This window comes from Enterovibrio sp. QJM3NY_24 (assembly GCF_057786035.1).
This window is the reverse complement of record NZ_CM173519.1, coordinates 2514389-2526473: the sequence shown is the minus strand read 5'-3', so window position 1 is coordinate 2526473 and position 12085 is coordinate 2514389. Positions and strand designations below refer to the sequence as shown.

Genomic DNA, 12085 nt, shown 5'->3' with positions numbered 1-12085 from the left:
TGACCTGCTTTATTGCACCAAAGGCATCACTCTATTTCTACCGCGATGTTTTGCATCGTAAAGTGCTTCGTCAGCGCGAGAGACAAACTGCGCACCTTGCTCACCAATAGCAAATTCGGCGATACCGAAAGAGGCAGTGATCGAGTTGATTTTCTGCCCCGAACGTTTGTCGGTAACAGAAAGTCGCTCTAGCGATTTTCGTGTTTTCTCCGCAATTTGATAGGCGCCCCGTAGAGACATTTTAGGGAGTAGTATTGAAAATTCCTCACCACCATAACGAAAAATCATTCCGTTGGTTTCGACGCTTTGCTCAAGCCTCTGAGCCACTATCTTAAGGACTTTGTCGCCCATTTGATGACCAAATTCATCGTTAAACGACTTAAAGTGGTCGATATCGACCATCACTAAGCACATTTCGCTTTTTTGCTTAAGGTGTTCATCAAGTTCTTGTTCAAAGGCACGTCGGTTGAATGCGCCCGTTAGAGCATCATGAGTGGCTTGCTTTTGATATTCTTTGAGCTGCAGTTTGAGTGAGTCGATTTCTGATTTTTGCGATGATACCTGCAATTGGTATTGAGAGGTGGCTTGCAGTAAATGCTGTGATCCTTTGAGCACATCTTGAAGCACAACTTGGCTTTCACCGCTGATGTCAGAGTGGCTTTTTACATCCTCAAGCCGGCTAACCGAAGAGTTAAGAATGTTCTGGAACGCTTGAGTGTCTTGCACCGTATCGTCAATAGAATGGCCTAAGTCAGCGGCAAGGCTTTCCAACTTCTTCCGAAAGCTGTCGACTTCTCGTTTTGCATCATCAAGCAGGTAGGATTCGATCAGGGTATCGCAGTGCCCTTTGGAGCATTGACCAAAGCGTTCGACCGTCTCATCAACCGCTTGGTTAAGTTGTGGATGAGTTCCGGCACAATAGGTATACCAAAGCGAAAAATAGTGCGGGGTAGTGGGTACTTTGTACTTCACCATCAATGGCACGGCACGCTTGAATATCTTTGTTGCTTCGAAAAAAGCGTAATCACTCATGCACAATCCCTTAGTACTGCTTGTATCAATTATGATACAAGAAATGCGAGAGTTTGTTGAGGTAAAGCGGAAAAAAAGCCCCATTCTTTTTGAATGAGGCTCAAACTTTTCACACGCAATTAGTAATGATTACATGCGTTCTAGCGTGTTAATACCAAGAAGATCAAGGCCTTGCTTGATGGTTTTTGCAGTCAGTGCTGCAAGTTTCAAGCGGCTTTGTTTTGTGTCACCGTCTGCATTGAGGATAGGGCAGGCTTCATAGAAGCTAGAGAATGTCCCTGCCAGTTCAAACAGATAGCCACACATGATGTGAGGCTGACCTTCACGCGCGACAGATTGAACTGCTTCTTCAAATTGCAGCAACTTAGACACGAGTGCTTTCTCTTTGTCGTCAGCAATGATGATATCGCCTTGTACTGAGTCAGCTTCGATGCCTGCTTTGTTAAAGATAGAAGCAACGCGTGTGTAGGCATACTGCATATAAGGTGCAGTATTGCCCTCAAATGCAAGCATGTTGTCCCAATCGAAGATGTAGTCAGTGGTGCGGTGCTTAGACAGCTCTGAATACTTCACGGCAGCCATGGCAACGGTGTTGGCGATGTTCGCTTTTTCGTCTGCTGGCATTTCAGGATTTTTTTCTTCAATCAGTTTGGCTGCACGCACTTCTGCTTCGTCAAGTAGATCCGCTAGACGAACGGTGCCACCAGCACGGGTCTTAAACGGACGACCATCTTTGCCTAGCATCATGCCAAATGCGTGGTGCTCTAGGCTCATTGATTCAGGGATATAGCCCGCTTTACGCACAATCGCCCACGCTTGCATCAAGTGCTGGTGTTGACGAGAATCGATGAAATACAGAACACGATCTGCATTAAACGTTTCGTAACGGTATTTCGCACAGGCAATATCTGTTGTGGTGTACAAGAAACCGCCGTCACGCTTTTGGATGATCACACCCATAGGTTCGCCGTCTTTGTTCTTGTACTCATTCAAGAACACAACCATTGCGCCATCGCTTTCTACCGCCAGACCTTTCTCTTTAAGATCTGCCACGATACCTGCCAACATGCTGTTGTACATGCTTTCACCCATTACGTCTTTGTTAGTCAAAGATACGTTCAGGCGATCGTAGTTACGCTGGTTTTGTTCAAGGGTGATTTTGACCAGTGTCTGCCATTTTTCTTTGCAGTATTCGTCACCGCTTTGAAGGCGAACTACGTAGTTACGTGCGGTTTTTGCAAATTCTTCGTCTTCGTCGTAAAGCGTTTTTGATTCACGGTAGAAGCTTTCGATGTCGCTCAAATCCATTGAGATGTCGCCACCTTGTGCTTCATGGCGCTCAAGGTTTGCGATCAACATGCCGAACTGCGTACCCCAGTCACCCAGGTGGTTGGCACGAATGACGTTGTGACCCAAAAATTCAAGCGTACGAACAACCGCATCACCGATAATGGTTGAGCGAAGGTGACCAACGTGCATTTCTTTTGCGACGTTAGGCGCTGAGTAATCTACAACGATGTTCTGTTTGTTATCTTCAGCCACACCAAGGCGGCTATCTGCCAGCGCGAGGCCTGCTTGTTCACCGAGCCACTCTGGGCTAAGGAAGATATTGATAAAGCCTGGGCCTGCGATTTCGGTTTTTGATGCAATGCCGTCAAGGTCTAAAACATCTAACACTTTCTGTGCGAAATCACGTGGGTTTCCACCCAGCTTTTTAGCAACGCCCATGATGCCGTTTGCTTGATAGTCACCAAATTGTGGCTTCGCCGACTGACGAACTGCAGCTGGGCTGCCTTCTGGTGCACCTGCTGCGACCATAGCAGCCGATACTTTCTCATTGAGAAGGGCTTGAATATTCACGTGCTTACCTTAATTTTGATACCCGATTAACAGTGCGTGATAGTTGACCACGATCACGACGATGGGCTTACTTGCTTTGGTACTAAAGCAAAAATCCGTCAACGATACCCAATGATAAATGCTCATTGCGGGGCATGGTTGACGCCTTTAATACCGCGCTTTCGACACCAAAAACGAGTGCAGATTGATAGGCGTAATAATACCCACAAATAGGCGTGGTTTGAAACCAAAATCCCGTTAAATGCCTTCAATTCATTGTCGCTGGGTTGTGTTCATTTCCTTGCAGCGTATTTCTGGAGAAATTTCACTCATTCAATAACGTATTGGTAATCGTTTTGTGGGGATGGGATACTTTGCATGATTTCCACGACTAACACAGAGATTTCCATGTCGGCACTTACCGTTGATCAGCTTTTCTCCTCACTTGACTCTTTTAGCCTTCGTATAAACGTATTATTGGAAATGCTGGGTATCGATCTCGCTTCTTATGAAGCTGACCATATTGCACTTCGTGTCAATGATGTTGATCTTGCCCTGCAACTGCACCAAGCATGGTTGGCATATGGCGATGAAATCTCTGTCAACACCATTAATGGTCGCCCTATTGTGGTAATTAAGACGCATGACAGTGTGTCTTTCGGGCAGTGGAAAACGCATTGTGTTGAGCTTCCGTATCCGAGTGAAAAAACCTATCCAGAAGAAGGATGGGAGCATGCAGAATGGGTGATACCTTCCGATGCAGTCACCCCAGAAGCGCTATTGGATGACGTATTTTGTTTGTTTCCTGAATTGAAAGCACGTTGGGAAACACTGAGCGAGATGGGCGTGAAGGTGAAGCTCAGTTCACCATCAGGGGAGGGTGAACGCCTTGCTAATCCGACCGTTGCATTTAAAGCCAATGGCGTTTGCGTGAAGTTACATCCCGTTTCGCTTGAGCAAGTGATTGAAAGCGAAAAGTAAGCTATTGAGAATCTACTGAAACAGATGTGAAAAAGGGGCATATCATGCCCCTTAATTTGTTATATATGGGTGTTTCTTGAAACTACAGAATCACAGTCTTATTACCGTAGACAAAGACTTTGTCTTCTAGCACTTGACTCAGTGCGGTACTGAGTACCGTCTTTTCTACATCACGTCCTGCTTTCACCATGTCTTCCGCGCTGAAAGTGTGGTCAACATGCCTGATGTTCTGCTCAATGATTGGCCCTTCATCAAGATCGTTCGTGACGAAATGCGCGGTTGCGCCGATGATCTTTACACCACGTTGATAAGCCTGATGATAAGGGCGTGCACCAATGAATGCGGGTAAGAAACTGTGGTGGATATTGATGATCTGACGGTGATAGTGCGCAACAAAACTTGGCGTGAGCACGCGCATGAATTTCGCCAAAACGACGTAATCGGGTGTATAGGCGTCGACGATCTCAATCACTTTATTTTCATGTTCTTCACGTTCCATGCCTTCGTGGCTGACGAAATGGAACGGAATATCGAATTTCGTTGTCAGTGCTGCAAGCGTTTCGTGGTTGCCCACGACTGCTGAAATCTCCACATCTAGCGAGCCGTCGTAGGCTTTCATTAGAATATCACCCAGACAATGGGATTCTTTGGTGACCAGAATAACGATGCGTTTGCGACGTTTGCTATCAACCAAGCTGCGATGGCTACCTGCTGGTAGTGCTTGATCAATATCCATCAAGAAGGTTTCATCATTAAAGATGCCCTCTAGCTCGGTGCGCATAAAGAACTGCCCCGTGCTGTGGTCAACATACTCATTGTTATGAATAATATTGAGCTGATGTTTGTAACAGATGTTTGTGATTTTGGCGATAAAACGCCTTGTGCGTCGGGACAATCCGTCAGCAGAGTTTTTCTTTCCATAGAAGTGTGGATCTCGCGAAATAGTGATTTTTGCTATTCATCACGTTTTACGCTGATTTTGTTTCAAGGTCAAAACCTCACGTGACGCTCTTTTGATGTATCGCAATTTGGCGGATAAAGGTTGAACGCTCGCTTTGCGTTTTCACCCGTAGCAGACGCGAGCGATTGTTGGCATAATGCGATGCTTTCAACCACTGTATAAATGACCAATGATTTCGACGGTTTTCTCCACAGACGGCGCCCTTGCTCGCGCGATAAAGGGTTTTCAACCGCGCCAGCCCCAGACAGACATGGCACTGTCGGTCGAACGCGCCATTAAAGACGGCACGCAATTGGTCGTCGAGGCGGGGACAGGTACGGGTAAAACCTATGCGTATTTGGTGCCAGCCTTATTAAGCGGCAAGAAAACCATCGTCAGCACGGGTTCCAAAAACCTTCAAGAGCAATTGTTTCACCGTGACTTGCCATTAATGGTGGATACGCTCGGCTTTACAGGTCGTGTCGCGCTACTGAAAGGGCGGGCGAATTACCTGTGCCCTGAAAGACTCAGTCGTCAAATGATTGAAAGTCACGATGGACAGTCAGATCCTAAATTGCTCACCCAGTTGGTCAAAGTACGGGGTTGGTCATCGGAAACTAAAACCGGTGATTTGGGTGAATGTGATGATCTTGCTGAAGACAGCCCGATTATTCCTACCATCACGTCAACGAACGACAATTGCTTGGGGAAAGAATGCCCAAGCTACCAAGATTGCTTTGTGGTCAAGGCGCGTAAGCGGGCTTTGGATGCAGATTTGGTGGTGGTAAACCACCATCTTTTTCTTGCGGATTTAGCCATTAAAGAAACAGGCTTTGGTGAGTTAATTCCTGAAGCCGAAGTGTTCATCTTCGATGAAGCCCACCAAATCCCCGACATAGCCAGTCAGTACTTTGGGCAAAGTTTGTCGAGCCGACAAATTCAAGAGCTAGCAAAAGACATTCATATTGCGTATCGCACCGAACTTCGTGATACCAAACAGTTAGATAAAGTGGCGGACAGGTTGTCTCATGCAGGCTCAGATCTTCGTATTGTGCTGGGTGAGCCAGGCTTTCGTGGAAACTGGCGCGAGATAAGCGCTTCACCTGCGGTGGCACGTGAGTTAGTGAGATTAGCCGATGCACTGACTCTCGCCTATGACGTGATTAAATTGTCCTTAGGTCGCAGCCAATTGCTCGATGCCGCGTTTGAGCGCACAACGATGCTAAAATCCAGACTTGAACGATTAAGCGACACCACCATTCCGGGCTATTCCTATTGGTATGAGTGCAGCCGCAATCACTTCAGCTTAAATATCACGCCGTTATCCGTGGCGGAAAAATTTCGCGAACAAATACAACAACAGCAAGGTGCGTGGATATTCACATCCGCCACGCTGGCAGTGAATGACGATTTTAGCCACTTCAGTCATCGCCTTGGCATTGAGCCCACCGAGCAGTTTACGCTGCCGAGTCCATTTGACTATGAAACGCAGGCCATTTTATGTGTGCCGCGTTTCTTGCCTGAACCCAATAGCTATGGTTTGGCGGATAAGCTGGTGGAAATGCTCCTTCCCTTGATTGAACAGAATGAAGGGCGCTGCTTTTTCTTGTGTACCTCTCACCAAATGGTACGGGACTTGTCAGAGCGTTTTCGCGAAAAGCTCTCTTTGCCTGTGCTGGTGCAAGGTGAAACGTCGAAGCAAAAGTTATTGGCCGAATTCTTGGAAATGGGCAATGCGCTCTTGGTCGCAACAGGCGCATTCTGGGAAGGTATTGACGTTAGAGGGCAGGCACTGAGCTGTGTTATTATTGACAAATTGCCTTTTACAGCGCCGGATGACCCGCTGCTGAAAGCACGAATTGAAGACTGTCGATTGCAAGGTGGGGATCCATTCTCCCAGGTTCAGATACCGGATGCGGTGATAACGCTAAAGCAAGGGGTAGGGCGACTTATCCGAGACAGAAGCGATCATGGCGCGCTGATTATTTGTGATAACCGCTTGGTGAGTAGACAATACGGCGAGACGTTTTTGCGCAGTTTGCCGCCTATCCCGAGAACGCGGGATCTGGCAAAAGTCGGCGAGTTTCTCGCGGCCATTGAATCGAACGAATAAGGGCGCTGCTATAAAGCAGTGCTCGATAATAACAGACCAAATAACAACGATGTTGCTGGTATTGCAGCAACACCCGAGGCGTAAATGACATCTATAATTCTTGCCGTGGATACGGCGACTGAAAACTGCTCTGTAGCATTGAAAGTAGGTAACGAGACGATTTCTCGCTGTGAAATCGCCCCGCGTGAGCATACAACCAAGATTCTCCCTATGGTTGATAGTGTGCTTGCAGAAGCAGGCTTGAAACTTAATCAGCTGGATGCGTTAGCATTTGGTCGTGGCCCAGGTAGCTTTACCGGTGTGCGTATCGGGATTGGTATTGCACAAGGTTTGGCATTCGGTGCTAATTTGCCGATGGTGGGTGTTTCTACGTTGGCTGCAATGGCACAGCAGGCTTATCGTCGCAATCAAGCGAACAATGTCCTTGCGACCATTGATGCTCGCATGAATGAAATCTATGTGGGTGGCTATCGGCGCTTAGAAAACGGCGACTGGAAACGTGTGGTTGAAGAGGCTGTTTTACCGCCAGATCATTTTAGACCTACACTGTCAGAAGATAAGTGGTTTACGGCAGGAACTGGGTGGCAAGCTTACCCAGATCTGGCAAGCCAGCTACACTTAGAAACAACAGATAGCGGTGTCTTGTACCCTGAAGCGGAAGACATGCTTATTCTTGCGCATCATGCGCTTGAGCGTGGTGAGGCGGTGGATGCAGAGCATGCAAGCCCTGTTTATCTGCGTGACACGGTAGCATGGAAAAAGCTGCCAGGTCGCGAATAACCTCTGCATTTCTGTTTGCAGAACGGATAGGACGAGCCGAGAAGAGCAGCGATGGTTTCAATTCATGGATTACCGCAACCGATACAACGTCCTAGCAATGCTGGACGTAAGAAATCACAAAAAGCATCCAATAGCGCTGAGGTTACTCAGCCGTCTGTGGTTGCTAAAGCGGTAAGTCAGGGGATTCGTCATCCTGAGCTGGCACAAGATGCCCATCAACAGATCCATTATGATGTTCCCGATGGTCGAAGCCGACATGCACTCCTTTCTTATATGGAAGTGAAAAATCAGGCTCGACGAGAAGAGATTATGGCTTTGTTTGGTGTGGATGTTTTCGTATGAAATCGTGCTAACTTCAACTCCTCGTACCACTTAACTAACCCCGACTGTGATAGGCTTCGCGCCCTCTGAAAGAGGTGCGAAGCCTATACGGCATTCAGCAGCTCATCATGGTATTACAAGAAAAACAATTTGCAGCGAGGTTTGGCAATCTCGCGGCACAGGTTTGTCTCACTGACAGTCCAAAACCCATCTTGCTCATGTTGCATGGATGGCAGGACAACAGTGGAAGCTTCGAACCTCTCGCACCACTTCTTACCGAACATGTTGACCTTGTGATGCCAGATTGGCCTGGTCATGGTTTATCCGATCACAAAGGCGCGGACAGCTTCTACCCTTTTTTTGACTATGTGGATGATCTTCATCAGCTGATTTTACAGCTGAGTGATAAACCTATCTTTCTGGTTGGGCATTCCTTAGGGGCATTAGTGGCTTCTTGTTGGAGTGCTGCGTTCCCAGAACGTGCAAAAGGGTTGGTGATGATTGAGGCGCTAGGCCCAATGTCAGAGCGTGATGACAAGGTGGTAGATCGCCTTCGTCATGGCGTTGAAAGCCGATTGAAGATGAATGCACCAAGAACTTTACCGTCACTGGATGCCGCGCTGAAACTCCGCCGGAGTATCAACAAAGTATCGATTGAAGATTTAACGCCGTTGGTGACACGTGGAATACGGCAAGTGGGTGAGGAATGGCGCTGGAGACACGACGCCAAACTGAAAACAGACTCGATTTATCGTATGTCTACTCACCATGCAGAGCACCTGATCAAAGGTATACAATGTCCGGTTCTCGCCATTATTGGCGAAGACGGATACCCAGAACTACGCAGCCCACTTGCTGAACAGCGCAAAGAGTGGTTTAAGAACCTGACGGTTGAGATGGTAGAAGGTACGCACCACTGCCATCTTCAAAGTCAGCAGAAAACAGCTGCACTGATTATTGATTTTGTGACCAAGCTACATCTCACAATGCGTGATGATGTTAATTGATTGTTACTCATGGTCTAATTGGGCGTTAAAACGCTCGTTTGAATTTTTGCTTCTGACGTGGGCCAAGACTCACGATACACAATAGGAGAGATCACGTGGAAAAGGTTTGGCATCACCGCTACCCATCAGATGTACCAGCGGAAATTTCACCTAATATGTACCCATCCTTGGTGGAAATGTTCGAAAAGTCGGTGCAAAAATATGCCGACCAAACTGCTTTTATCAACATGGGGCAGGTGATGACATTTCGTAAGCTGGAAGAGCGCAGCCGTGCGTTTGCAGCTTATTTGCAAAATGATCTTGGTCTGAAAAAAGGTGATCGTGTCGCCGTAATGATGCCGAACTTGCTGCAGTACCCTATTGCATTGTTTGGTATTTTGCGCGCAGGTTGTGTGGTGGTGAACGTGAACCCACTGTATACGCCGCGCGAGCTTGAGCATCAATTAAATGACTCTGGCGCTGCTGCTATCGTTATCGTGTCGAACTTCGCCCACACGTTGGAAAAAGTCGTTGATAACACCAGCGTTCGTCACGTTATTTTGACCAGCCTTGGCGATCAATTGCCACGAGCAAAAGGTACCTTGGTGAACTTCGTGGTGAAATACATCAAGAAGATGGTGCCCAAGTACAGCCTTCCACATGCGACGTCTATGCGCCTTGCGCTGAAAAAAGGCCGTCGTATGCAATATGTTAAACCCTTTATGACGGGGGATGACATCGCATTCTTGCAATATACCGGCGGTACTACAGGGGTGGCGAAGGGCGCGGTACTAACGCACAAGAACATGCTGGCCAACGTTGACCAAGCGAAAGCGATGTACGCGCCAGTATTGGTAGAAGGACGCGAATTGGTGGTAACGGCACTGCCGCTTTATCACGTGTTTGCGTTAACCGTAAACTGTTTGTTGTTCATTGAAATGGGCGGTCAAAACCTGCTAATCACTAACCCACGTGATATTCCTGCGTTCGTGAAAGAGCTGAAGCAGCATCCATTCACCGCCATCACGGGTGTGAATACGCTGTTCAATGCCATGCTCAACAATGAAGATTTCCACGAGTTAGACTTCTCTAAGCTTAGTCTCACCGTCGGCGGCGGCATGGCGGTTCAGCGCGCGGTCGCTGAGCAATGGAAGAAGCTGACGGGTAAGCATTTGTTGGAAGGTTACGGCCTGACCGAATGTTCACCGCTAGTGGCCGCTTATCCTTACGATCTGAAAGAGTACAATGGCTCGATTGGTTTGCCTGTGCCATCTACTGATGTCCGCATCGTCGATGACGAAGGCAATGTCGTGGCGAACGATCAAGTTGGTGAGTTGCAAGTGAAAGGCCCGCAAGTGATGCAGGGCTATTGGCAGCGCCCAGAAGCGACCAAAGAAGTACTGACTGATGATGGTTGGTTGTCGACTGGCGATGTGGTGAAGTTTGATGACGATGGCTTCTTGCACATTGTTGATCGCAAGAAAGACATGATTTTGGTCTCAGGTTTTAACGTGTACCCCAACGAGATCGAAGATGTTGTGGCACTGCATGGCAAAGTGTTGGAGGTGGCAGCCATTGGTCAGCCTCATGAAACCTCCGGTGAAATCGTTAAAATCTGCGTTGTTAAGCGTGATCCAAGCCTGACCAAAGAAGAGTTGTTAGCGCATTGTCGCGAATACCTCACTGGCTACAAAGTCCCTAAAATTATTGAATTTCGTGATGATTTGCCGAAAACCAATGTGGGTAAAATCTTGCGTCGTGCACTGCGCGAAGAGCAGGAAGCCAAGCAGGAAGCAAATAAAGCGGAAGCATAACGCGCCCGTGCGCTTTGAAGTTGAAGCGCGTACAATGAGGCATATGCCTTTGAAAACATGCTGGCTTACGCCAGCATGTTCGTTTTTGGTCTTCGCAACATTAGGTAAGGCTTTCGGGCGCCAAACAAAATACGGATGACAGTGTGAACTTTGAAATTGTAACTGAGCTATCCCATCTCGAACGAGTATGTGAACAGGCGAGAAAAGTGCCAGCTGTAATGCTGGATACTGAATTTGTGCGCACGCGAACCCTTTATCCAAGATTGGGTCTTATCCAGCTTTATGATGGAGAGACCTTGTCACTGATCGACCCGATCAAACTGGACGATATGTCACCGTTATGGGCGCTGCTTACTGATGAATCAGTGATCAAAGTCCTGCACGCATGCAGTGAAGATTTGGAAGTGTTTCACCATTATTCTGGTGTGATGCCGACGCCGATGGTCGATACACAAATCATGGCGGCTTTTTTAGGACATGGTCTTTCAACGGGCTTTGCTGCGTTGGTGGACGAGTATTTACAAGTATCGTTGGATAAAGGTGAAGCTCGTACCGATTGGTGCGCACGTCCTCTGTCTGACAAACAGCTTGAATATGCTGCTGCTGATGTTTTCTACCTGTGGCCGCTGTATCATTTTTTGGCTGAACGCGTTGCTGACGCAGGTTGGAATGAAGCGGTTAACCAAGAGTGTGACTTGCTGGTGAGTAAGCGCGGTAAAACGCCGGATCCAGAAAAAGCCTACCTCGATATTAAAAACGCTTGGCAGCTTCGCCCTCAGCAATTGGCTGTGTTGAAAAAGCTGGCAAGTTGGCGTTTACGTGAAGCGCGCCGTCGCGATTTAGCACTGAATTTCGTGGTGAAAGAGTTGCACCTTTGGAAGATGGCGCGGTTTGATATTCGTTCGCTGGATAAAATGGTGGATGAAGGCTTTGATCGTTTTGAAGTTGAACGCCATGGCAGCCGTCTACTTCGCATGGTCAGCGAGCTTGATACATTGCCGGAAGAACATTACCCAGAGGCGATTGTTCGTTTAGTCGACATGCCTGGCTACAAGCAAATGGTTAAAGAGATCAAAGATCAGACCAATGCAGTGGCAGAACAATTGGGGGTTGTACCTGAATTTGTTGGGTCAAAAAAACAAATTCATCAGGTCTTAAAATGGGCATGGGTTAACGGCAGAAACCCTGAAAAAATGCCTGATCTGTTGTCTGGTTGGCGTAAAGCTTACGTGGAAGACAGAGTATTACCCTTGTTGAAATAAGCATAAAAAAACCGGCG

9 protein-coding genes and 1 pseudogene are annotated in these 12085 nt (G+C 47.6%); 7 read left to right on the top strand and 3 right to left on the bottom strand.

Annotation, left to right across the window (positions count from 1 at the left end):
- Positions 1-9: 9 nt before the first annotated feature.
- Positions 10-1032 (bottom strand): GGDEF domain-containing protein, encoded by a 1023-nt coding sequence (locus AC3CIC_RS11085; RefSeq protein ID WP_488514629.1) that lies wholly within the window; start codon positions 1030-1032, stop codon positions 10-12.
- Positions 1033-1161: 129 nt separating this feature from the next.
- On the bottom strand, positions 1162-2892 hold the full coding sequence (gene argS / locus AC3CIC_RS11080; protein WP_488514628.1) for an arginine--tRNA ligase: 1731 nt from the start codon (positions 2890-2892) through the stop codon (positions 1162-1164).
- Between the two features lie 357 nt (positions 2893-3249).
- On the opposite strand from argS, the gene AC3CIC_RS11075 reads away from it, so the two are divergent.
- Positions 3250-3852, top strand: coding sequence for a VOC family protein (locus AC3CIC_RS11075; RefSeq protein WP_488514627.1), 603 nt, complete (start codon positions 3250-3252; stop codon positions 3850-3852).
- Positions 3853-3934: 82 nt separating this feature from the next.
- Here the strand turns inward: AC3CIC_RS11075 and purU are convergent.
- Positions 3935-4773 (bottom strand): annotated as a pseudogene (purU, locus tag AC3CIC_RS11070) (formyltetrahydrofolate deformylase).
- Between the two features lie 209 nt (positions 4774-4982).
- On the opposite strand from purU, the gene yoaA reads away from it, so the two are divergent.
- The 6 genes from yoaA (at position 4983) to rnd (ending at position 12068) form a co-directional block, all read left to right on the top strand.
- Positions 4983-6905, top strand: coding sequence for a DNA repair helicase YoaA (yoaA, locus tag AC3CIC_RS11065; RefSeq protein ID WP_488514626.1), 1923 nt, complete (start codon positions 4983-4985; stop codon positions 6903-6905).
- Positions 6906-6989: 84 nt separating this feature from the next.
- The gene (tsaB, locus tag AC3CIC_RS11060; protein ID WP_488514625.1) at positions 6990-7685 is read left to right on the top strand and encodes a tRNA (adenosine(37)-N6)-threonylcarbamoyltransferase complex dimerization subunit type 1 TsaB; all 696 of its coding nucleotides are present in this window, start codon (positions 6990-6992) and stop codon (positions 7683-7685) included.
- 51 nt (positions 7686-7736) lie between these two features.
- Positions 7737-8027, top strand: a complete 291-nt coding sequence (locus AC3CIC_RS11055; RefSeq protein WP_016961102.1) for a hypothetical protein — start codon at positions 7737-7739, stop codon at positions 8025-8027.
- 107 nt (positions 8028-8134) lie between these two features.
- A complete protein-coding gene (locus AC3CIC_RS11050) occupies positions 8135-9013 on the top strand; it encodes an alpha/beta fold hydrolase (RefSeq protein WP_488514624.1) in 879 nt (292 codons plus the stop codon).
- Positions 9014-9108: 95 nt separating this feature from the next.
- Positions 9109-10806 carry a long-chain-fatty-acid--CoA ligase FadD gene (gene fadD / locus AC3CIC_RS11045; RefSeq protein WP_016961104.1) on the top strand — a complete coding sequence of 566 codons (1698 nt, stop codon included), beginning with the start codon at positions 9109-9111 and terminating at the stop codon, positions 10804-10806.
- Positions 10807-10949: 143 nt separating this feature from the next.
- A complete protein-coding gene (gene rnd / locus AC3CIC_RS11040; RefSeq protein ID WP_488514623.1) occupies positions 10950-12068 on the top strand; it encodes a ribonuclease D in 1119 nt (372 codons plus the stop codon).
- The last annotated feature ends 17 nt before the right edge of the window (positions 12069-12085 follow it).

Bases quoted from the DNA above. Each gene is read 5' to 3' on its own strand.
- AC3CIC_RS11085 (WP_488514629.1), bottom strand. From the start codon at position 1,032: ATGAGTGATTACGCTTTTTTCGAAGCAACAAAGATATTCAAGCGTGCC.
- tsaB (WP_488514625.1), top strand. From the start codon at position 6,990: ATGACATCTATAATTCTTGCCGTGGATACGGCGACTGAAAACTGCTCT.
- yoaA (WP_488514626.1), top strand. From the start codon at position 4,983: ATGATTTCGACGGTTTTCTCCACAGACGGCGCCCTTGCTCGCGCGATA.
- AC3CIC_RS11055 (WP_016961102.1), top strand. From the start codon at position 7,737: ATGGTTTCAATTCATGGATTACCGCAACCGATACAACGTCCTAGCAAT.
- AC3CIC_RS11050 (WP_488514624.1), top strand. From the start codon at position 8,135: ATGGTATTACAAGAAAAACAATTTGCAGCGAGGTTTGGCAATCTCGCG.
- AC3CIC_RS11075 (WP_488514627.1), top strand. From the start codon at position 3,250: ATGATTTCCACGACTAACACAGAGATTTCCATGTCGGCACTTACCGTT.